Source organism: Kitasatospora sp. NPDC056327, assembly GCF_042261735.1.
In the GTDB taxonomy this organism is placed as follows: Bacteria; Actinomycetota; Actinomycetes; order Streptomycetales; family Streptomycetaceae; genus Kitasatospora.
In genome coordinates this window covers 12853-34949 of sequence record NZ_JBHJRC010000032.1, presented here as the reverse complement: position 1 = coordinate 34949, position 22097 = coordinate 12853, and the positions used below count along the sequence as shown (strand labels likewise).

13 protein-coding genes are annotated in these 22097 nt (G+C 76.4%); 10 read left to right on the top strand and 3 right to left on the bottom strand.

Going from position 1 to position 22097, the window contains the following annotated elements:
* From ACFCX4_RS07745 to ACFCX4_RS07725, 5 genes are all read left to right on the top strand, one after another.
* Positions 1-1131 carry a Gfo/Idh/MocA family protein gene (locus ACFCX4_RS07745; RefSeq protein ID WP_376139722.1) on the top strand — a complete coding sequence of 377 codons (1131 nt, stop codon included), beginning with the start codon at positions 1-3 and terminating at the stop codon, positions 1129-1131.
* A 170-nt stretch (positions 1132-1301) separates the two neighbouring features.
* Entirely contained in the window at positions 1302-2417 is a 1116-nt protein-coding gene (locus tag ACFCX4_RS07740; protein WP_376139721.1) for a DegT/DnrJ/EryC1/StrS family aminotransferase, read from the top strand.
* 143 nt (positions 2418-2560) lie between these two features.
* Positions 2561-3562: an SMI1/KNR4 family protein gene (locus ACFCX4_RS07735; RefSeq protein WP_376139720.1), complete on the top strand. Its 1002-nt coding sequence runs from the start codon at positions 2561-2563 to the stop codon at positions 3560-3562.
* A 102-nt stretch (positions 3563-3664) separates the two neighbouring features.
* A complete protein-coding gene (locus ACFCX4_RS07730; RefSeq protein WP_376139719.1) occupies positions 3665-6370 on the top strand; it encodes an SUKH-4 family immunity protein in 2706 nt (901 codons plus the stop codon).
* Between the two features lie 266 nt (positions 6371-6636).
* On the top strand, positions 6637-7986 hold the full coding sequence (locus ACFCX4_RS07725; RefSeq protein ID WP_376139718.1) for a hypothetical protein: 1350 nt from the start codon (positions 6637-6639) through the stop codon (positions 7984-7986).
* A gap of 120 nt (positions 7987-8106) precedes the next feature.
* Here ACFCX4_RS07725 and ACFCX4_RS07720 read toward each other — a convergent pair whose 3' ends face one another.
* Positions 8107-8775 carry a hypothetical protein gene (locus ACFCX4_RS07720; protein ID WP_376139717.1) on the bottom strand — a complete coding sequence of 223 codons (669 nt, stop codon included), beginning with the start codon at positions 8773-8775 and terminating at the stop codon, positions 8107-8109.
* Positions 8776-9178: 403 nt separating this feature from the next.
* On the opposite strand from ACFCX4_RS07720, the gene ACFCX4_RS07715 reads away from it, so the two are divergent.
* Entirely contained in the window at positions 9179-9580 is a 402-nt protein-coding gene (locus tag ACFCX4_RS07715) for a beta/gamma crystallin domain-containing protein (RefSeq protein WP_376139716.1), read from the top strand.
* Between the two features lie 136 nt (positions 9581-9716).
* Here ACFCX4_RS07715 and ACFCX4_RS07710 read toward each other — a convergent pair whose 3' ends face one another.
* On the bottom strand, positions 9717-11057 hold the full coding sequence (locus ACFCX4_RS07710; RefSeq protein ID WP_376139715.1) for a nucleotide sugar dehydrogenase: 1341 nt from the start codon (positions 11055-11057) through the stop codon (positions 9717-9719).
* A 666-nt stretch (positions 11058-11723) separates the two neighbouring features.
* Here ACFCX4_RS07710 and mfd point away from each other — a divergent pair.
* The gene (gene mfd / locus ACFCX4_RS07705) at positions 11724-15353 is read left to right on the top strand and encodes a transcription-repair coupling factor (protein WP_376139714.1); all 3630 of its coding nucleotides are present in this window, start codon (positions 11724-11726) and stop codon (positions 15351-15353) included.
* A 294-nt stretch (positions 15354-15647) separates the two neighbouring features.
* On the opposite strand, the gene ACFCX4_RS07700 is transcribed toward mfd, so the two are convergent.
* Positions 15648-16304, bottom strand: coding sequence for a DUF4352 domain-containing protein (locus ACFCX4_RS07700; RefSeq protein WP_376139713.1), 657 nt, complete (start codon positions 16302-16304; stop codon positions 15648-15650).
* A 250-nt stretch (positions 16305-16554) separates the two neighbouring features.
* On the opposite strand from ACFCX4_RS07700, the gene ACFCX4_RS07695 reads away from it, so the two are divergent.
* From ACFCX4_RS07695 to ACFCX4_RS07685, 3 genes are all read left to right on the top strand, one after another.
* A complete protein-coding gene (locus ACFCX4_RS07695) occupies positions 16555-18744 on the top strand; it encodes an N-6 DNA methylase (RefSeq protein WP_376139712.1) in 2190 nt (729 codons plus the stop codon).
* 241 nt (positions 18745-18985) lie between these two features.
* On the top strand, positions 18986-19813 hold the full coding sequence (locus ACFCX4_RS07690; RefSeq protein ID WP_376139711.1) for a hypothetical protein: 828 nt from the start codon (positions 18986-18988) through the stop codon (positions 19811-19813).
* Positions 19810-21531 carry a protein kinase gene (locus tag ACFCX4_RS07685; protein WP_376139710.1) on the top strand — a complete coding sequence of 574 codons (1722 nt, stop codon included), beginning with the start codon at positions 19810-19812 and terminating at the stop codon, positions 21529-21531. The genes ACFCX4_RS07690 and ACFCX4_RS07685 overlap by 4 nt, the downstream gene beginning before the upstream one ends.
* Positions 21532-22097: the final 566 nt, after the last annotated feature.

The following is a 22097-nucleotide window of genomic DNA, read 5'->3' as shown; positions in this document are numbered from 1 at the left end:
ATGACGGAGACCGAAGCCGCCACCGAAGCGCCGGGCGGACACGTGCCCACCCCGGGCGCGCCGCCACCGGCCGCACCGGAGCACCGGATCGGGATGGCGGTGGTCGGGGCCGGCTACTGGGGCCCGAACCTGGTCCGCAACGCGCAGCAGACACCGGCCCTGCGCCTGCACTGGCTCTGCGACCTGGACGAGACGAAGCTGCGGCGGGTGCTCGGCGAGTACAGCACCGTCCGGGCCACCACCGCGTTCGAGGAGGTGCTGGCCGACGACCGGGTCGCCGCGGTCGCGGTGGCCACCCCGGCCGCCGCCCACCACCGGCTGGTCCGGGCCGCGCTGGAGGCCGGCAAGCACGTCCTGGTGGAGAAGCCGATCACCACCTCCGCCGCGGAGGCCGCCGCGCTGGTGCGGCTCGCCGAGGAACGCGGGCTGGTGCTGATGTGCGACCACACCTTCTGCTACACCCCGGTGGTGCGCCGGATCCGCGAACTCGTGCACGGCGGGGAGATCGGCGACATCCAGTTCTTCGACTCGGTGCGGATCAACCTCGGGCTGGTCCAGCAGGACGTCGACGTGCTCTGGGACCTCGCCCCGCACGACCTGTCGATCCTGGACTTCGTCCTGCCGCCGGGCGTCGAACCCGTCGGGGTCTCCGCCCAGGGCGCCGACCCGATCGGGGCCGGCCGGGCCTGCGTCGCCTACCTGACCGTCCGGCTGAGCAACGGCGCGCTGGCGCACTGCCACGTCAACTGGCTCTCGCCGACCAAGGTCCGCACCACGCTGATCGGGGGTTCGCGGCGCACCCTGGTCTGGGACGACCTCAACCCGCAGGCCCGGCTCGCCGTCCACGACCGCGGGGTGGACCTCACCCCGCCGGAGGAGCTGACCGACGCGATCCGCCACCGGGCCCGGATCTCCTACCGGGTCGGTTCGATGGTCGCCCCCGCCCTGGTCGAGCAGGAGGCGCTGCGCAACGTGATGGCCGAGTTCGCCGCGGCCGTCACCGAGGGCCGGGCCCCGCTCACCGACGGCCGGGCCGGGCTGCGGGTGCTCCAGCTGCTGGAGGCGGCCTCGCTCAGCCTCGAACTCGGCGGTGCCACCGTCCCGGTCGGCGCGGGTCCCGGCGCCGGCTGATCCGGCCGCCGGTCCCGCCGGTGCGGCGCACCCCGCGTGCCGCGCACGGTGCGCCGTGTCCCGGCGGGGCACGGGAGCCGGGCCGGCCCCGCCGTCGCGCCGGCCCGCCGTCGCACCGGCCCCCGCCCGTACGTCCGACAGCTTCCGACCGGCCCAGGGGAGACCACAGGATGACCACCGACCAGCCCGTCCCGCTCGTCGACCTCGCCGCCGCGCACGCCGAGATCGAGGCGGAGGTCCGGGCCGGCTTCGACCGGGTGCTCGCGAGCGGCGGCTACGTCAGGGGACCGGAGGTGACCGCCTTCGAGGAGGAGTACGCGGCCTTCTCCGGCGCCCGGCACTGCGTCGGCGCCGCCAACGGCACCGACGCCCTCGAACTGGCCCTGCGCGCCCTCGGCCTGCCGCCCGGCGGCGGCGTGGTGCTGCCCGCCAACACCTTCGTCGCCACCGCCGGGGCCGTGCAGCGGGCCGGTCTGCGCCCGGTCCTGGCCGACGCCGACCCCGACCACCTGCTGCTCGACCCGGCGAAGGCCGCCGAGGTGGCGGGGGATGCCGTCGCGCTGCTGCCCGTCCACCTCAACGGCCAGCTCGCCCCGATGGCACCGCTGCTCGAACTGGCCGGCCACCGCCCGGTGGTCGAGGACGCCGCGCAGTCCCAGGGCGCCCGCCAGGACGGCCGGGCGCTGCACGGCCGGATCTCCGCCACCAGCTTCTACCCCGGCAAGAACCTGGGCGCGTACGGCGACGCGGGCGCGGTGGTCACCGACGACGCCGAACTGGCCGCCGCGGTCCGGCTGATCGGCGACCACGGCTCGGCCCGCAAGTACGAGCACGAGCGGTTCGGCTTCAACTCCCGGATGGACGCGCTGCAGGCGGTCGTGCTCCGGGCCAAGCTGCGCCGGCTGCCCGCCTGGAACGAGGCCCGGCGGGCCGCGGCCGACCGCTACGACCGGTTGCTGGCCGGGCTGGAGGGCGTCACCGCGCCGCGCACCGCCCCCGGCAACGAGCACGTCCGGCACCTGTACGCGGTGCGGATCGGCGCGGGCCGCGGCCGGCGGGACGCACTGCTCGCGGCGCTGAACGCGGCCGGGATCGGCGCGGGCGTGCACTACCCGGTGCCGGTCCACCTGCAGCCGGCCTTCCGGCACCTCGGTCACGGCCCGGGGTCGTTCCCGGTCGCCGAGCGGGCCGCGGGGGAGCTGCTGACCCTGCCGCTGTACCCCCAGATCACCGCGGAGCAGCAGGAACGGGTGGTGGACGTGCTGGCCGGGACGCCGGCCCGCTGAGCCGCGGCGGCCGGCGGTCCGGGGCCGCCGGCCGCCCCCGCCCACCGGTCCCGGCGGGCGGGGGACCGGCCCCGGGACGCACCCCCTACGCTGGTCCCCGACAAGCGCACCGAGAGTTTGCAGCAGCCAGTGGGGGCTCCCAGATGACGACAGGTCGGCCCGGCGTCGCCGCCGCACCGAACGCGGCGTACGCAGGTCAGGTGGTGCAGTTCCCGGACCCGGTCCGCGCGGAGCGCCACCCCGCCGGGGTCCGGGTGGACGAGCACGGCTATCCGGACTTCGGCCCCTACGCCGCCGCGGCGGCCGAGGTCGCCGACCCGCCGCCCGGTTTCGGGGTCGACGAACTGCGGCTGACCGACTACGTCTCGGCCAACGCCGCGCTGTTCACCCAGGGCCACCCGCTCTGGGCCGACCTGGAGACCGCCGTCGCCACCCCGCCCGGCTGGACCTGGCACCACGCGGTCGGCGGGGCGCCGCCCGGCCGGCGGCGGATGGAACTGGTCCCGGTCGAGGTCAAGGCGCTGCTGCGGCACCACGGCGGGCTGGCCACCTCCTCCGCCGACCACGCGCGCCGCGGCACCCGGCCGCTGCAGGAGCGGCGGCCGGTGCACTTCTCGCTCGCCAAGGACGGCGGCGACCCGATCGGCGTCACCGAGGACCTCGTGCAGCGCGCCGAGGAGCGGCTGGGCCACCGGCTGCCGGGCGCCTACCGCACCTTCCTCAAGCTCGGCGGCGGCCGGGCCCCGGTGGGGGTGGCGCTGGACCCGGAGCTGGGCCTGCTGCTCGACCAGCCGTTCCTGACGCTCACCGAGGAGTACGGCACCGAGGACGTCGTCTACGCCAACAAGTGCCTGCGCGACCACCTCACCAAGGACTACCTGGGCATCGCCTACGCCCAGGGCGGCATCGTGGCGCTCAAGGTGCGCGGGGAGCGGGCCGGGTCGGTCTGGTTCTGCCTCTACGACGACGCCCGTGACACCGGCGGGCCGGAGAGCCCCGAGGACCGGGTGGGCAGGCTGCTGCTGCCCTGCGGGAACGACTTCGACGACTTCCTGCTGCGGCTGGCGGGGAGCCCGCCGGAGCTGGAGACGGTCGCCGAGCTGATGGTGGACGGCGGGTTCGCCCGCGCCGTTCCGGTGGGCTGAGATGGCGTCCGCGGTGGGGCCGTCCGGTGCGGGGCCCGGCGGTGTCGGCGGTGCCGAGGATGTGGAACGAGCGGGGACGATGGGGACAGGGGTGAACCGGGCGTGGTGACGTACGCGCAGGCGCATGAGCTCGCCGAGGAGTGGATCAACGGCGGGGTGCCGCGGGAGCGGCAGCGCGAGGTGCGGGTCCGGGAGTTCGATCTGGGCTTCGTCTGCTGGGCGGTGCAGCCCGCCGACGGCACGGCCGCCGCGGAGGGGGAGGCCCGGCTGGTGATCGCCCGGGACTCCGGCGCGAGCACCCTCTGGCCCGCGCTGCCCGTCAACGAGGTGGTCCGGCAGTACGAGGAGGCGTACGGGCGGCCGGTCGCGGCCAACCCGGCCGGGGCGGCCCGGCCCACGCCGGGGCCGGTCGAGGCGACCTCCTTCCTGCTCAGCCCGCCGCAGTGGCTGCAGGAGGCCGGGGAGGCGGCGCTCGCCGCGGAGGCGGAGCGGCTGGGTGCGCCCGCCGCCGGTCCCGCGCCCGTCGCGCCGCCGGCCGCTCCAGCCGCTCCGGGCGTTCCGCCGGCGGCCCCGCCCGCCCACCCGGCTCCGGCGGCTCCGGTGCTTCCGCCGGCGGGGCCCGCCCCCGCGCCCGCCGTCCTGACCACGCCGCCGCTCTCCGAGCGGCCCCCCGGCGACGCGCCGACCATGCTCGCGCCGCCGCCCGGCCACGACGAGCCCGCCGGGCCGTCCGGGCCGTCCGGGCACGGGGCGGGCCCCGAGGCCGCGACCGTGCTGCTGCCGGAGGGGCTGCGGACCAACGGCGCCGGGCTGCCCTCCGAGCCGCGGGCCGGCTCGGAGGCCGCCACGGTCCTGCTGCCCGAGGGCGGCCGGCCGGGTCTGGCGGGTCTGCCGGGTGCTCCCGGTGGTCCGGGGACGCCGGGGCGGGGGACGCCGCTGCCGCCGTCGGGTCCGTCCGTGGAGCCCGCGCCGACGCTGCTGGCGCCGCCGGACGGTCCGCCCGGTCTGGCGGGTCTGCCGGGTGCTCCCGGTGGTCCCGGTGGTCCGGGGACGCCGGGGCGGGGGACGCCGCTGCCGCCGTCGGGTTCGTCCGTGGAGCCCGCGCCGACGCTGCTGGCGCCGCCGGACGGTCCGCCCGGTCTGGCGGGTCTGCCGGGCGCGCCCGTCCCGCCGCCGGCCGGTGCCAACGTCGAGCACGCCCCGACCATGCTGGCCCCGCCCGACGGCCCGCCCGGTGCGCCGGTGCCGCCCGCCGGTGAGCCCGCGCCGTCGGCCCCGCCCGTCTCGCTCGGCCGCAACCCCGCCTCCGCCCCGCCGCCGCCCCCGCCGGCCGGCCTGCGCGGAGGCCCGGCCGGTCCCGGCGCGGGCTCCGCTCCCGGCGGGCTCGGCCGCAACCCGGCCTCGGCTCCGCCGCCGCCCCCGCCCGCCGGGCTGCGCGGCGGCTCCGGCCCCGCGGCCCCCGCCGGTTCCGGCGGCCGCAACGCGACCGGCGCCCCGCCGCCCCCGCCCCCGGTGGGGCTGCGTCCCGGGGACGCCCCGGCCACGCCGCCCGCCGCGCCCGGTACGCCGCCCGGCGGGGTCGCGTACGAGCGCACCCAGCTGGCGGGCGCGATCGATCCCGCGCTGCTCGGCGGCGCCCCCGCAGACCCGGGTACCCCGCCCTCCGGCGGCCCCGCCGTCCCGCCGCCGCCCGGTCCGGGCGCCCCCGTCGCGCCCGGCGCCGGCTACGGGTACCCGGGCGGGCCCGCGCCCGTCGGCACCCCGCCGTCCGCCCCGGCGGCGGTCGCCCCGGCCGTTCCCCCGGCCCCGCAGCCGGGCGCCCCGGTGCCGCCCGGCGTGCCCGCCGTCGGTCCCGGCTACTTCGCCGCGCTCAGCTACCGGGGCCCGGACGGCTCGGAGCAGAAGCTGCTGCACCGCAGCGAGCCCGGCACCCCGCACCCGGAGTGGAAGATCCTCCAGGACCTGCGGCGGCTCAACGTGCCGCCGGAGCAGGTGCTGGAGCTCTACACCGAGCTGGAGTCCTGCGACCTGCCCGGCGGGTACTGCAACCGGATGATCGCCGCCTCCTGGCCGAACGTCCGGCTCACCCACACCGCCGACTACGGCCGGGACCACCACTCCCGGCAGGCCGGCATGGCGCAGCTGCTCGACCACCTGGACGAGCTGCACCAGCTGGCCTCGGGCCCGCAGCGGGTCCGCCCGTTCCGGGTGCCGCTGCCCGCGCCCGGCACCGTCCCGGCGCTGCCGCCGGTCGCGCCGCAGCAGCTCGCCCAGGAACTCGGCCAGGCCTTCGGGCCGAACGTGTTCCGCTTCGAGCAGCGGGCGGTGGCCCGCCAGGGCGTTCCCGAGCCGGTGGCGCAGACGCTGATGTGGGCCGGGCTGCCGCGCGAGTTCGGACCGTTCTTCTGGGCCCAGGCGCAGGACGGCCGGCCGATCCCGACGCTCGCCGAGCTGGCCGCCGAGCGCGGCCTGCCGGGCGGCCCGGACTTCGGCGGATACCTGGTGCTGGGCAACGACTACGGCCGCCAGCTCTGCGTGCAGTACGGTACGGCGCACGTGGTCGCGGTGGATCCGGAAGGAACCGGCGAGCCCCCCCGGTTCGTCAACACAGGTGTACCGGAGTTCGTCCGCTCGCTGGCCCTGCTGGGCCGGATGTGGCGGCTGCGGTACGGGCTGACCCCGGACCAGGCCGGTCGCTGGACGACCGACTTCCAGGCCCAGCTGGCCGCGATCGACCCCGCTGCGCTCCAGTCCGCGGACACCTGGTGGGCCGTGCTGCTGGAGCAGTTCTGGGACGGTCTGCTCTAGCAGGCCGTGCCGGATCCGCGCAGGTGGCAGGGGGTCGTTCCGGTGCCCGGAACGGCCCCTTCGGCGTACCGCCGCGGCGGTGTCTCGTTGGGGTTTCGCCCTGATCTGCGCAAAATAGGTCAAGAGGATGGTCGCAAGCGCCCATCCTCGACCGGTTTCGATCCACCCGACAACCGAATCCCGACCGGGTTCCCGGACCTGGTCACCGAGCAGACCGATCCGTCCGATCATGGGCTCCGCAGCCCGCGACACGAGGGGAAGAGCCCATGAGCGATGCCGTCCCCCAGTACGGCTTCACCGTTGCCCGGCGCGGTTACGCGCCCGACCAGGTCGAACGTGCCCTGACCGCGCTCACCGCGCAGCGCGACGAGTCCTGGGAGCGGCTGAGCGTGCTCGGCTCCGGCATCCGGGAGATGGAGCGCCGGCTGGCCGAGATCCAGCAGGCCGCCGCCGACGCCCCGGAACCGGACTACCAGGTCCTGAGCGAGCAGGCCGCCGGCCTGGCCCGCACGGCGGAGAACGAGGCCCGCGCCGTCCGTGACAAGGCCGAGCGCCGGGCCGAGGACCTCCGCGACGAGGTGTACGAGGCGGGCCAGGCGCTCGACCGCGCCGCCAAGGAGTACGCGACCACCACCCGGACCGAGGCCGACGCCGCCGCCCGCCGCACCGACGAGCGCACCCGGGCCGAGGCCGAGACGATCCGGGCCGACACCGACCGCGAGGTGCGCTCCGTCCGCGACGGCGCCACCGCGCACGCCGCCAAGGTCAGGGTCGCCGCCGCCGAGGCGTCCGAGCGGGCCGAGGCCAAGCTGGCCGAGCTGCGCCGCAAGGCCGACGAGATGTTCGCCCAGGCCCAGGCCGAGGCCGACGGCGAGGACGCGGTGGTCTCGGCCACCGCCGAGCGGCGGGTCAAGGAGGCGGAGCAGTTCCGGGAGACCGTGCTCGGCCAGATCAAGCAGGCCGACGCCGAGGCGCAGGCCCGGGCGGACCAGCTGGTCGAGCAGGCCCGGCGCGAGGCCGAGCGGATCAACGCGGCCGGCGAGCGCGAGCAGCGCGAGTACGCGACCAGGCTGGAGACGGTGCAGCAGCACCTCGACCACATCAAGGCGACGCTGGCCTCGCTCACCGGTGCGGCGGTCGGCGCGATCGAGCCGGCCGCCGCCGCCGCGGTCGCCGCGGCGGGCGGCACCGTCGCGCTCGTCGGCCGGCCGGGCCCGGTGGTCGACTCGGAGGCGGACACCGGGGAGATCCCGCTGCCCGTCCTCACGGACCCGAGGGCGGACCTGCGCAAGCAGCCCGTCCCGGCGCTGCCGCCCGCCCAGGCACCCGCCGCGGAGGCGGCCACGGCCGTGCTCCCGGTCACCCCGGGGCGGGTCGCCCCGTCCCCGGCCGGGGCGACGGCGCTCGCCACCGGGCCGGTTCCGCCGCGTCCGGCCGGTCCGCCGGACGCGGCGCCGGACGTGGCGCCGGACTCCGGGGACGGCGCCGGGAGCGGCGGGGCCGCCGCGGCCGGGCGGCCGCCCGAGGAGGAGACCCGGATCGTCCCGAAGATCGTGATCGTCGACGACGGAACCGACTACGCGACCCCGAACACGGTGGCCTACCGCCGCCGCTGACCGGCCCGGGCCTGCGGGTCCGCCCGAGCCACCCGCCTGCCCGCCCGTCGGCCCGCCCGGCCCCGAGCGCCCCTCCGGCGCCCGGGGCCGGGCGCGTTCACGCACCCGGGCGGGCGGTGCTCACGGCGTCGGCCCGGATCCGGCGTCGGCGAGCAGCCCGGCGAGTCTGGCGTCCTGGGCGCGGACGGCCTCGCGGTGGGCGTTCAGCGCCTGGCTGTTGCGGTCGATCTGCTGGCGCTGGTAGCCGGCCAGGACGCCGAACCAGATCCCGGCGAGGTTGCTGCGGGTGGTGCAGTCGGCGTCGGCCCGGGCGGTGGCCAGCTCGGCCGGGGTGACCTCGGGACCGGCGCGGAACCGGTCCGGGAGGGTCCCCGGGGCGTCGGCCCGGAACCCCGCCGCGGCCATGCAGGCGGCCCACTCCCCGGTCGCCGCCGTGACCCGCGGATCCTGCCCGGTGGCGGCGATGGAGTCGTCGAAGAGCCGTCCGAGGAGGTCGGCCCCCGGCCCCGGCGGTGCGCCGATCCGCTCGGCGGCCTGCCGGTCGCAGTCGACCCGGGCGCCGTCGTAGGCCTCCCCGGCCCCGGCCGGCGGCGCGGGGGCCGCGGCGGGGACGGCCCGCTTCGGCGGGTGGAACCCCTGGACGCCCGCGATCTCCGCGCCGAGGTAGCCCCAGGCGCCGGCCGGCAGGGCGGTGGCGTTGTCCGGCGGCCTGGCCTCCTGGAGGCCGTCGCCGCGGAAGCCCGCGTAACCGGCGCGGTTCATGCACGAGACGACCAGGGCATTTCGCACCTGAATCTCCCTCACGGCGGCCGGGTCGCCGCCCTGATAAGCGGAGAGCGGAAGTCCGGTCATTCCGGCGCGCCCGGATTCCGGCGCTTTCGGTGATTCGATCGCCGGCGGCGTCAGGGCGGAATCCGCGGAACCGTCGCCGGAGGGCCCGGCGCAGCCCGTAAGAAAGGCCGATAAAACGACTGCTGTTGTGATGACGGTGAATCGTCCCACATGCGATGGCCGTGCCAAGCGACGCTCCGATCATCCAGGGCGGTAGGGCTGTTCGGACCCTAGCGCATACCTGTGCGACACGGTCCGGCGGGAACGGCGGTCACGCGGCTTGGCCGGAAAAGAACTGTTCGGCCGTGCGGCTCCATGTCAGCCTCTTGAGTCGCAACCGCTACCCCTTCGGAGGTTTCCTGTGATTCGCCGTACAAATCTTTTCGAGCGTTCTCCGGGGTATCGTCCCGGAAATGTCCGGAGCCGCCGGACCGGCGCACTGGCCCTGCTCGCGGCGGCCGCCGCCACCTTACTGCCGGCGACGAATGCCGAGGCCGTCAACCGGGTCGATTGTGGAAATCGCAACGATTTCGCGAAGGTCCACAACTACGGCTACAGCGGCAGGCTCTGTTTCGCGAACGACGGCTGGATGGCCGTGCGGATCTACAACGTCGACCGGATCGACGCCGGGAACAACAAGGTGATCACGTACCTCGGCGGCGGCATGGGCTCCTGGACCGTCTTCAACTGGGAGCAGTACGACTTCAACGGCCACGTCGGCCACCAGGTGATGATGTACGACATCAACCTGTCCCGCTGGTAGGCCCCGCGGAGCGGGCCCCCGCCGAGTAGGAGCCCGCCGACCCGCGGTGCCGGGCGGGTGCGGACGCCCGGCACCGACCCCGACGCGGGCCGGAACACCCCCGGACCGCCGCCGCCCGGTGCGACCGTGCCGCGGCTCAGAGCACCTCGACCGCGGCGCCCCCCGCGAGACGCCGGCAGTCCAGCACGTACCGGGAGTGCTCGGTGACCGCCCCGTAGTCGAAACCCTCGCAGTCGAGACCCTCGCAGTCGGAACCCTCGTGGTCGGTGAGCAGCACCACCGCGTCCGCCGCCGCCAGCTCCTCCGGACTCGCCGCCACCCGGCGCACCCCCTCGAACGGGTCGTCGCCCGGGTCGTGCCCGGCGCCCCGCCCCTCGGCCCCCGCCGGCCCCGGCACGCGCACCGCGGCCACCGGGTGCGGATCGGCCGTGCGGACCTCGGCGCCCATCCGGACCAGCAGCTCGGCGATCCGGGCGGCCGGTGTCCGCCGGGCGCCGCCGTCCCTCCCGTGCGCCGGCCCGAGCAGCAGCACCCGCGCGCCCTGGACCGGACGCCGCCGTTCGTCCAGTGCCGCGCCGAGCCGCCGGACCACGTAGTCGGGCATGCGGCCGTTGACGTCGTTGGCCAGCTCGACGAGCCGGAACGACTGGCCGAGCGCCCGTTCGGTCCGCCAGGGCAGGCACGACGGGTCGATCGGCAGACAGGGACCGCCCACCCCCGGACCGGGCGCGAACGGCAGATAGCCGAACGGCTTGGTGGCGGCCGCGGCGATGGCCTCCCGGACGTCCGCGCCGAGGTCGTGGGCGAACATCGCCAGCTCGTTGACCAGCGCGGTGTTCACGTGCCGGAAGGTGTCCTCGACCAGCTTGGTCAGTTCGGCCTCCTTGCAGGAGGAGACCGGCACGGTCCGCTCGACCAGCCCGCCGTAGAAGCCCTCGACCGCCGCCAGCGAGGCCGGGTCGATCCCGGAGACCACCTTCGGGGTGTTCTCCAGCCGCCAGACCGGGTTGCCCGGGTCGATCCGCTCGGGGCTGCAGCCGAGGTGGAAGTCCCGTCCGGCGGTCAGCCCGGAACCCAGCTCCAGCAGCGGCGCGAGGAGGTCCTCGGTGGTGCCGGGGTAGGCGGGTGACTCCAGGACGACGGTCGCCCCGGGCCGCAGGTGCCGGCCGAGCAGACCGGCCGAGGCCTCCAGGTGCGAGAGGTCCGGCACGCCGTCGCGCAGCGGGACCGGCACGGTGATCACCGCGACGTCGAAGCCCGCCAGGTCGGCAGGGTCGGCGGAGGGCAGGTAGCCGCCGTGCTCCAGCAGCGGACGCAGCCGTGCGGCGGGGACGCCCCCGGCCGGCGGTTCGCCCGCGGCCAGCCGTGCGATCCGGCGCTCGTCGACGTCGTAGCCGACCACCCGGTGCCCGGCCTCGGCCGCGCGGACCGCGAGCGGCAGCCCCACCCGGCCCTGGCCCGTGACGACGACGCGCATGACGGAGTTCCCCCTTCCCCGCGACGCCCCCGGCCCCTCCGGGCGTCCGTACGGGTTTCCCCACAGGGTAGGGAGCGGAGAGCGGGCGTGCGGGATTTCCCGGGATCGGGCCGCAGGAGCCGCCGGGAGCGGCCGCCGCGGCTCTGTCGCGGCGGCGGTACGGCGCCCGGCCCCGGCGCCGGTGAGCGGAAGACCGGGGAGAGGAAGTGAGGCCGAGACCCGTGGCGCCCTCCAGGAAAGGACGCCACGGTTCCCGGCGTGTGGGCGGGCGCCCCCACCCAGGGTCGCCCGGCCTCGCACTCCCGACCCCCATCGGGTGTGCGACCGTGCCCCCGCAGCCATCCCCCACGGTTGGGTGCGGCGGGCACATTCACTATGGTGCGCGATCTCCATGGACGGCCAGTGACAGGAGTATGTCCAGTTCGTGGCAGATCGCGACGGTGGGGAAACAGTCGGGGGAACCACCGGAGCGGCGGTCCGCGACCGGTGGTTCGTCCCCGCCGGATCCCGGCCCGTCCGGCCCCCGGGCGCGTGCCGCGTGCGCGTCAGCCTCGCGGCGTAGGCTGGAGACCCCCGGCCGCTCGGCGTGCCGGGCCGTTCGCGTTGCCCGGACCGGCCTCCGGCCCCCAGGGCAGCACCAGCCACGGGACGAAGAAGAGACTCCAGATGAGCCTGACCGGACTGCTCGATGTCGTCGCGCGGGACGCGGCCCTCGCCGAGGCGATCGAGGCCGCCACCGCCACCGGTTCCGCGGCCGGCGGCCGCCGTCACCTCGACCTGGTCGGGCCGCCCGCCGCCAGGCCGTTCGCGATCGCCGCGCTGGCCCGGGCGCTCGCCGGGCAGGCGGCCGGCGACCGGGGCCGGCCGGTGCTGGCGGTCACCGCCACCGGCCGGGAGGCCGAGGACCTCGCCGCCTCGCTGCGCTCGCTGCTGCCGCCGGACTCCGTCGCCGAGTACCCGGCCTGGGAGACGCTGCCGCACGAGCGGCTCTCACCGCGTTCGGACACGGTGGGCCGCCGGCTCGCCGTGCTGCGGCGCATCGTCCACCCGCGCGCCGACGACCCGGCGGCCGGTCCGGTCCGGGTGATCGTGGCGCCGGTCCGCTCGGTGCTTCAGCCCCAGGTGAAGGGGCTGGCCGAGCTGGAGCCGGTGGCCGTAGGCCGGGGCGGGACGCACGACCTGGAGGACATCGCCCGGCGGCTCGCCGCGGCCGCCTACGCCCGGGTCGAACTGGTCGAGAAGCGCGGCGAGTTCGCGGTGCGCGGCGGCATCCTGGATGTCTTCCCGCCGACCGAGGAGCACCCGCTGCGGGTGGAGTTCTGGGGCGACGACGTCGAGGAGATCCGGTACTTCAAGGTGGCCGACCAGCGGTCGCTGGAGATCGCCGAGCACGGTCTGTGGGCGCCGCCCTGCCGCGAGCTGCTGCTGACCGACGAGGTGCGGGCGAAGGCCGCCGAACTGGCCGCGCTGCACCCGGGGCTGGCCGAGATCCTGGACCGGATCGCCGAGGGCATCGCGGTCGAGGGCATGGAGTCGCTGGCGCCCGTCCTGGTCGCCGACATGGAACTGCTGCTGGACGTGCTGCCGCTCGGCTCGGTGGCGGTGGTCTGCGACCCCGAGCGGGTCCGCACCCGTGCCGCCGACCTGGTGGCGACCAGCCAGGAGTTCCTGCACGCCTCCTGGGTGGCGGCCGCGGCCGGCGGCGACCGGCCGATCGACATCGAGGCCATCGACGTCTCGGCCGCCTCGCTGCGCTCGCTCGCCGAGGTGCGCGAGCACGCCGCCGAGATCGGCCTGCCGTGGTGGTCGGTCAGCCCGTTCGCGAGCAGCGACACCTCGGCCGGCGGGACACCGGAGTTCGACGCCGGCACGCTGACCCTCGGGATGCACGCGGTCGAGGCCTACCGGGGCGACACCGCGCGGGCGATCGCCGACGCCAAGGAGCGGCTGGCCGCCGACTGGCGGGTCGTCATGGTGACCGAGGGCCACGGTCCGGCCTCCCGGCTCGCCGAGGTGCTCGGCAACGAGGGCATCCCGGCCCGGCTGGTCGCCGACCTGTCCGAGGCGCCGACCCGGGACGTCGTGCACGTCTCCTGCGGCTCGATCGAGCACGGCTTCGTCGACGAGACGCTCAAGCTGACCGTCATCACCGAGACCGACCTGTCCGGCCAGAAGTCCTCCACCAAGGACATGCGGCGGATGCCGTCCCGGCGCCGCAACGCGATCGACCCGCTGGCGCTGGTGGCCGGCGACTACGTGGTGCACGAGGCGCACGGCGTCGGCCGGTACGTGGAGATGGTGCAGCGCACCGTGCAGGGCGCCACCCGCGAGTACCTGGTGCTGGAGTACGCGCCGGCCAAGCGGGGCCACCCCGGCGACCGGCTCTTCGTGCCGACCGACCAGCTCGACCAGGTCACCAAGTACGTGGGCGGCGAGGCCCCGACGCTGCACCGGCTCGGCGGCGCGGACTGGGCGAAGACCAAGCAGCGGGCCAAGCGGGCGGTCAAGGAGATCGCCGCCGACCTCATCAAGCTGTACTCGGCCCGGATGGCCGCGCCCGGCCACACCTTCGGCCCGGACACCCCGTGGCAGCGCGAGCTGGAGGACGCCTTCCCCTACGCGGAGACGCCGGACCAGCTCACCACCATCGCCGAGGTCAAGTCGGACATGGAGAAGTCCGTCCCGATGGACCGGCTGATCTGCGGCGACGTCGGCTACGGCAAGACCGAGATCGCGGTCCGCGCGGCCTTCAAGGCGGTGCAGGACGGCAAGCAGGTGGCGGTGCTGGTGCCCACCACGCTGCTGGTGCAGCAGCACTTCTCGACCTTCGCCGAGCGGTACGCCAACTTCCCGGTGACGGTGAAGGCGCTGTCCCGGTTCCAGACCGACAGCGAGGCCAAGGCCGTGCTGGAGGGGCTGTTCGAGGGCTCGGTGGACGTCGTCATCGGTACCCACCGGCTGTTCTCCTCGGAGACCCGCTTCAAGGACCTCGGCCTGGTCATCGTCGACGAGGAGCAGCGGTTCGGCGTCGAGCACAAGGAGCAGCTGAAGAAGCTGCGGGCCAACGTGGACGTGCTCACCATGTCCGCGACCCCGATCCCGCGCACCCTGGAGATGGCCGTCACCGGGATCCGCGAGATGTCCACCATCACCACCCCGCCGGAGGAGCGGCACCCGGTGCTGACCTTCGTCGGCCCCTACGACGAGAAGCAGATCTCGGCGGCGATCCGGCGTGAACTCCTGCGCGAGGGCCAGGTGTTCTACATCCACAACCGGGTGGAGTCGATCGACCGGGCGGCCGCCCGGCTGAAGGACCTGGTGCCCGAGGCGCGGATCGCCACCGCGCACGGGCAGATGGGCGAGACCCAGCTGGAGAAGGTGGTCGTCGACTTCTGGGAGAAGGAGTTCGACGTCCTGGTGTCGACCACGATCGTGGAGTCCGGCATCGACATCTCCAACGCCAACACCCTCATCGTCGAGCGCGGTGACACCTTCGGCCTCTCGCAGCTGCACCAGCTGCGCGGCCGGGTGGGCCGCGGGCGGGAGCGCGGGTACGCGTACATGCTGTACCCGCCGGAGAAGCCGCTGACCGAGACGGCGCACGAGCGGCTGGCCACCATCGCCCAGCACACGGAGATGGGCGCCGGCATGTACGTCGCGATGAAGGACCTGGAGATCCGCGGCGCGGGCAACCTGCTCGGCGGGGAGCAGTCCGGGCACATCGCGGGCGTCGGCTTCGACCTCTACATGCGGATGGTCGGCGAGGCGGTGGCCGAGTTCCGGGAGTCGCTGGCGGGCGGCGGCGAGCCGGAGGAGGAGCCGCTGGAGGTCAAGATCGAGCTGCCGGTCGACGCCCACGTGCCCCACGACTACGCGCCGGGGGAGCGGCTGCGGCTGCAGGCCTACCGCTCGATCGCGGCGGTCAACTCGGAGGAGGACATCGAGCAGGTCCGGGACGAGCTGGTCGACCGGTACGGCAAGCTGCCCGAGCCGGTGGAGAACCTGCTGCTGGTCGCGGCGCTTCGGCTGTTCGCCCGGCGGTGCGGGATCTCGGACATCACGCTGCAGGGTTCCAACGTGCGGTTCGGACCGGTCGAGCTGAGGGAGTCGCAGCAGCTGCGGCTGAACCGGCTCTACCCGCGCAGCCAGGTGAAGGCGGCGGCGCAGCAGCTGCTGGTGCCCCGGCCGTCCACCGGGCGGATCGGTGGCAAGCCGCTGGTCGGGCGGGAGCTGCTGGCGTGGAGCCGGGAGTTCCTGGCGACGATGTTCGACGCCCTGGCGGGGGCGAAGAAGTAGCGGAAGCCGGTCCCGGGAGCGGTGGGCGCTCCCGGGGGCGGTGCGGAGCGGGACGGGCCGGGGCCGGGGGTGGGGCGGGCCGGGGTCGGCGGGGCCGGGGCTGCGGGGGCCGGACCGGCCGATCGGCGGGATCGGCGGGGTGGGCGGGGTGGGTACGGCGGTCCCGGGCGTGGGCGCCCGGGGCCGCCGTTGTCGTGGGCGGGCCCGTGGAGGAGGGGACGGGGCGCGGTCCGTGACCCGCGGCCCGCGGTCGTGGGCGCCGGTGTGCCGGGGCTCCGGCTGTGAACAGGGCCGTCAGCCGATCTTCCACTGGCCGACCTGGTCGGCGAAGCCGTTGTCCAGCGAGAACTGGATCTTGTCGAGCTTGGTGCCGTTCGGGACCTCGAAGACCACGAAGCCCTTGCCCGTCTCACCGGCGGCGATGTTGGTGGGCGTCTGGAAGGACGGGCCGGCCTTGGTGTCGGCGAGCGTCGGGCCGTAGGCCTGGCCCTGGCCGTCGATCACCTTGGCGCTGCTCCACGGGGCCTCGCTGTAGGCCTTGGAGCCGGTCGGCCTGATCTGGAACTGCACGGCGACGTAGTGCTTGCCGTCCGCGGCGGTGAGGTACTGGTTGGTGCTCTCCGCCGGGTCGACGACCTTCACGGCGGTGACGTCGGCGGTGTTGCTCTTCTCCAGGGTGCCCTTCAGGGCGATCGTGTCGCCGATCTTCGCCGGGGCCTTGGCCGCCTCCGCGGGCTTGCTCTTCGCGGGCTTGGCGTCGGAGGGCTTGCTCTCCGCGGGCTTGGCCGGGGCGCCGCCGTCGGCCGCCGGGGCGGAGGCGGCGGTCTGCTTGGCCTCGGTGGAGACCGTGGCGCCGCCGGTGGAGTTGCAGGCGGTCGCGGTGAGGACGACGAGCGCCGCGCCGGCCAGCAGAGCGGCGGTGCGGCGGCTGCGGCGGGTGATGACGGACATGGGTGTCTCCTGTCGGTTCCTGGTGCTCTCCGGTGTCGACCCGCGGTCCGCTGTCGACAGGAGAGATCACACCATTCGCTGTGAACGATGTCAACGGCGAATCATGAAACGTCTCTGTTCACGTGTGAACGCGTGAGATGGAGGCCCTGACTATGCTGTTCGGTCACACCCCTCGTACCGGCGCGCACCGGGCCGCCCGTACCGCCCGCCCGAACCGCAGAGCACCGCCGCCGTCGCCGAAGGAGCCACCGTGCCGGACCGTCCCGAGGTGACCGCCGTCGAGATCGCCCGCCTCGCCGGGGTGGGCCGCGCCGCCGTCAGCAACTGGCGCCGCCGCCACCCCGACTTCCCGCGCCCGGTCGGCGGCACCGACAGCAGTCCGGCCTTCGCGCTCGCCGAGGTGGAGTCCTGGCTCCGCGCCCAGGGCAAGATCGCCGAACTGCCGCTGCTCGAACGGGTCTGGCGGCTCGTCGAGACCCTGCGCGACCCGGCCGGCCACCCGGCCGCCCCGCTGGTCCGGGCCGGCACCGTGCTGCTGCTGCACCACCGCGCCCCGGAGCGCTGGACCGGGCTCGCCGGACTGCCGGACGCCAAGCTCGCCACCGGCCTCCCGCGCGCCCTCACCGAGACCGCCCGCACCGTGCTCGGCCCCGACGCCGCCGCCGGCCTGCGACAGCCCGGACTGCTCGGGTCCACCGAGCTGGACCTCGCCCGGCTGCTCGCCCAACTCGCCGCCGCCACCGGCCCGTCCGACGCCTTCGAACAGCTCCTCGCCCGGTACGCCGACGCCAACACCCGCCAGCTCAGCCCCACCCCGCCGGAGGCCGCCGAACTGCTCGCCGCCGTCGCCGGAGTCCCCGCCACGGTGCTCGACCCCGCCACCGGCCTCGGCGCCCTGCTGCTCGCGCTGCCGTCCAGCACCGACCGCTACGGCCAGGACGCCGACCCGGTCACCGCCGCCCTCGCCGCCCTCCGGCTCGCCCTGCGCGCGCCCGCCGACGACCCCCTCCCGCTCCCGGTCGACGTCCGTGGCGGGGACGCCCTGCGCGCCGACGCCCACCCCGGTCACACCTTCGACGCGGTGCTCTGCCAGCCCCCCTACAACGAGCGGGACTGGGGCCACGACGAGCTGCAGTTCGACCGGCGCTGGCCCGGCGGCCTCGTCCCGCCGCGCGGGGAGTCGGAGCTGGCCTGGGTGCTGCACTGCCTCGCCCGCACCCGGCCCGGCGGGCTCGCCGCCCTGCTGCTCCCGCCGACCGTCGCCGCCCGCCGGGCCGGCCGCCGGGTCCGCGCCGAACTGCTGCGCTCCGGCGCGCTGCGCGCCGTCGTCGCCCTCCCGGCCGGCGCCGCGCCGCCGTACGGGGTGCCGCTGCACCTGTGGGTGCTTCGCGCGCCGCTGCCCGGCGACGACTTCCGCCAGGTGCTGCTGCTGGACGCCGCCTCCGCCTCGCCCGGTTCGGGCGAGGTCGCCGAGGGCGGTCGCGACAGGGTCCGCTGGCCCGAGCTGCGCCGCACCGTCCTGGACGCCTGGCACGCCTTCGACCTCGCCGCCCGTGAGGGACGGCCGCTGCCGCCGGACCGGCCCGGCCGCCACCGGACCGTGGCCGCGATCGACCTGCTCGACGACGAGACCGACCTGTCCCCGGCCCGGCACGTCCCCCCGGCCGCCCCGGCCGGCGGCGCGGCCGGACTCTCCCACCTCGGCGGACGGCTGACCGAGCTGCTGTCCGGGCTCGACGACCCCCGGGCGCTGCTGCCCGAGCCGTCGGGGGTTTCCGGGGTTTCCGGGACACCGGGGACGCCCGGGCCGTCGGGCGTGGTGGCCGGCGGTGCGGTCGTCACCCTGGGCGAACTGGTCCGCTCCGGGCTGCTGGAGGTGCACTCCTCCGGCGCCGGGGCTCCGGTCCGCCCGGTCGGGGGCGGGGCCGAGGGCGACCCGGGCGACATCCCCGTGCTCACCGACCAGGACCTCGTCACCGGCGGCACGCCCGGCGCCGTCCTCGACCGGACCGCCGACGGTGCCGACGGCACCTTGCTCACCCGTCCCGGGGACGTCCTCGTGCCCGCCCTGGGCGGCGGCGCCGCCCGCGTCGTCGGCCCCGACGGCCCGCTCGCCGGCGCCGCGCTCGGCCGTCAGCTCCACCTGCTCCGGCCCGACCCGGCCGCCCTCGATCCGGACTTCCTGGCCGGCCACCTGCGGTCCACGGCCGTGGCCCGCAGGGCCGCCAGCCACGCGTCCACGACCACCCGTCTGGACGTCCGCCGGGTCGAGCTGCCGCGCCTGCCGATCACCGAACAGCGCCGCCTCGGTGCGGCCTTCGCCCGGCTCGCCGCCTTCGACGCCACCCTGCAGCGCGCCGCCGCCCTGGGTCACGCCCTCGCCCAGGCCGCCACCGACGCGCTCGCGGCCGGTACCGCCGAACCCCCGCGGACGCTCTGACGCGGGGTCGCCCCGACGCAGGGTCGCCCCGAGGCGGGGTCGTCCCCGACCGGTGCCCGCGGGGCGCCACGCCGCCGCGGGCCGGGGCAGGGAGCCTGCCGGGCGGGGCGCCTGCCGGGCCGACGCCTGCGCGGGCCGCCGTACCGCGGAAGGACTCCGGCACGACGGGCGCGGGCGGTACCGTGTGCGGAGCCGTTTCCGGGATCCGGACGGCCGTCCTCCTCACCCGCTCAGGAGCGCCATGTCAGGGCAGTACCCCGGGCAGTTCGGCCCACCGCCCGGTGGCGCGCCCGCCGGCGGCATACCCGGCGCCGTGCCGCAGCCCTACGCCACCACCACGGCCGTCCCGCCGCCGGTCCCCGGGCGGCAGGCCGGTCCGTACGGCGTGCTCGGCCGGACCCTGGTGGTGCTGGCGCCGCTGCTCACCGTCGGCCTGCTCGGCATGGTCCCGTCGCTGCTGCTGGCGGTCCGCCGCCGCCGGGGGTACGACATCCTGGGCGCGGCGCTCTTCGGCGCCCTGTTCCTCGCCTACATCATCTGCGTGGGCATCGCGGGCAGCTACGGCAAGGGCGAGGCCCCGACCGCCGACGCGGTCGGCACCACGGCGATGGTGCTGATGTGGCTGACCACGCCGGTGCACTTCCTGCTGATGGACCGCCGGGCGGTCTGGGCCTCGGGCCGCGCCGCGCGGACGCCCGCCGCCCCGGCCGCCTCCTACGCGCCGACGGCCGGCTACGGCTATCCGGCGCCCGCCGCGCCGGTCCAGCCGTACCCGCAGGCCCGGCCGTACCCGCCCGCCCCGTCGTACGGCACCCCGGCGCCGTACCCGCAGCCCTACGGGGCCGGGCAGCCGTACGGGACCGCACAGCCCTATCCGGCCGCCGACCCCCACCCGTCGGCCGTCTCCCATCCGCCGGTGCGGGCCGCCGGCCCCGGTGCCGGCCCCGGGCCCCGTCCCGGCAACGGCACCGGTGGTTCCGGCGTCGGTGCGGCGGGCCCCGCGACCTCCGACGAACTGCGCGAACTCGGTGAACTGCTGCGCCGGCAGGCCCGCGAGGACCGCCCGTGACCGTCGCCCGGGTGATCGGCGGCCGCTACCACCTCACCGAGAAGATCGGCCACGGCGGCATGGGCCAGGTCTGGGCCGGCCGTGACGAACGGCTCGCCCGCCCGGTCGCGGTCAAGCTGCTGCGCACCGACCGCCTGCTCGCCGCCGCCGGCACCGCCGGCCCCGCCGGATCCGCCCGCCTTCGGCACGGCGACGAACTGAGCCGCCGTTTCCTCCGGGAGTGCCGCACCACCGCCGCCCTCGACCACCCGGGCCTGGTGACCGTGTTCGACGCCGGCGAGGACGGCGGCGAGCTGTACCTCGTCATGCAGCGGGTCCCGGGCGTCAGCCTGGCCGACCTCATCGCCGAGGACGCGCCGTTCCCGGTCGAGCGCGCGGTCTCGGTGGCCGCCCAGCTCTGTGCCGCGCTGGCCGCCGTCCACGACGTGGCCGTCGTCCACCGGGACCTCAAGCCCAGCAACGTGATGGTCCGTGACGACGGCCGGACCGTCCTGCTGGACCTCGGCATCGCCACCGCGATCGACCCCGAGGCCACCCGCCTCACGCTCACCGGCGTCCCGATCGGCAGCCCGTCCTACATGGCGCCGGAACAGGCGCTGTCCGCCGTCGTCGACCCGCGCAGCGACCTCTACGCGCTCGGCTGCCTGCTGCACGAGATGCTGACCGGCGAGGGGCCGTTCCGCGCGCCGACCCCGCTGGGGCTGCTGCGCCGGCACGTCGACGACCCGCCGGTGCCGCTGCGCGACCTGCGTCCCGAGGTGCCGGCGCCGCTGGAGCGGCTGGTCCTCGACCTGCTCGCCAAGCGGCCCGAGGACCGTCCGGCCGACGCGCAGGAGGTGTACGGGCGGCTGCTGCCGCTGCTGCCCGCCGCCGTCTCCGTGCCGCAGCCCCGGTACGGGCCGCTGCCCGATCCGGCCCGGCCGTACCGGTACCCGCTCCAGCCGCAGCCCCGCCCGGCGGGTTCGGCAGGGGGTGGACCCGCACGGGGTGGACCGGCAGGGCCCGGCCCGGTGCCGGCGACGGCGGGCGGGTGGGGCACTCCGCCGCCTTTCGCGCCGCCCGTCGCGCCGGTCGGCGTGCCGGTCGGCGTGCCGACCCCGGCCGCCCCGTACGGGCCGCCGCCCCCCGTCGTGCCCGTCGTGCCGGCGGAGGACTTCGGGGCCGCCTGCGCCCGGCTCTCCGACCTGGTCGACGCCGGCCGGCGCACCGAGGTGCTCGACCTCGCCGCCCGGTTGCTGGCGCGCGGCCGGTCCGAACCCGGCGACGGCGCGGCGACGGTCCGCACCGTCCGCAGCATCTACGCCCGCACGCTGCTCCAGGAACGCCGCCACCACGACGCCCTCCCGGAGTACCGGCTGCTCGCGGCCACCGCCGAGGGCGGCCCGCACGGCCGGCCGGCGCTGGAGCCCCGCTACCGGGTCGCCGAGTGCCTCGAACAGCTCGGCCGCGGCGCGGAGGCGCTGGCCGAGTACCAGGCACTGCTGGCGGTGTGGCCGGAGGCCGAACCGGAGCGCCTGCTGGACCTCCGGGAACGGATCGGCGTCCTGCTGGCCGCGCTCGGTGAGGCCGAGGCGGCATGGTCGTGGCTGCTGCAGCTCCTCTTCGACCGCGAACGCCGCGAGGGCCCCCACCACCCGGCGGTCCGCCGCCTCCGCCAGACCCTCGACACCCTCCAACCCCACCGCACCACCGCCACCCCCTGGCCCCCGCACGCCTGACCCGGCGTTCGCGGCAGGGCGGCGCCTGCGTCGCTGCGCCTTCCCGGCCCTCCGGCGTCCGGGGCCGAGCCCGTTGTCGGTGGAGACCTGTACCGCTGCGGCCTCTTGGCGCGCGGACGTCCGGGTCCGCATGCGCGGCCGGAGGACACCCGTGTTGCCGGATTGCAGGGCTGACCTCGTCGCCCCGGTACGTCTCTGCGCACCGGGAAGCGCCACGACGCTGCTGCGGCAACTCCCTCCCCCTCGCAGGACCGCGCCTCCGGAGTACCCGACCGTCCGTCCCCTCCGTGCGCGCCGACTCGGGACCGCGATCCGGTGCGGCATCTGCGGGTGCGGACCGGATGGTGCGTTCCGGTCCGGCTGCACGGTGGGAGTGCGCCGGCTTCCGCGCGTCCGGGCGCGCCTGCACGGCCTCGCGGCGGTCGGGAGACGCGTGACTGCGCGCGTGCGGCTTCTGCGGTACGGCCCGGACGATGTTGGTCGGCGCCGTCCTGGCGGCGTGAGCAGCGCGCTCGGCCCGTCCTGCGGGTCGGGCGGGCGCGTGACCCGCCGAGGAGGGCCCGCTG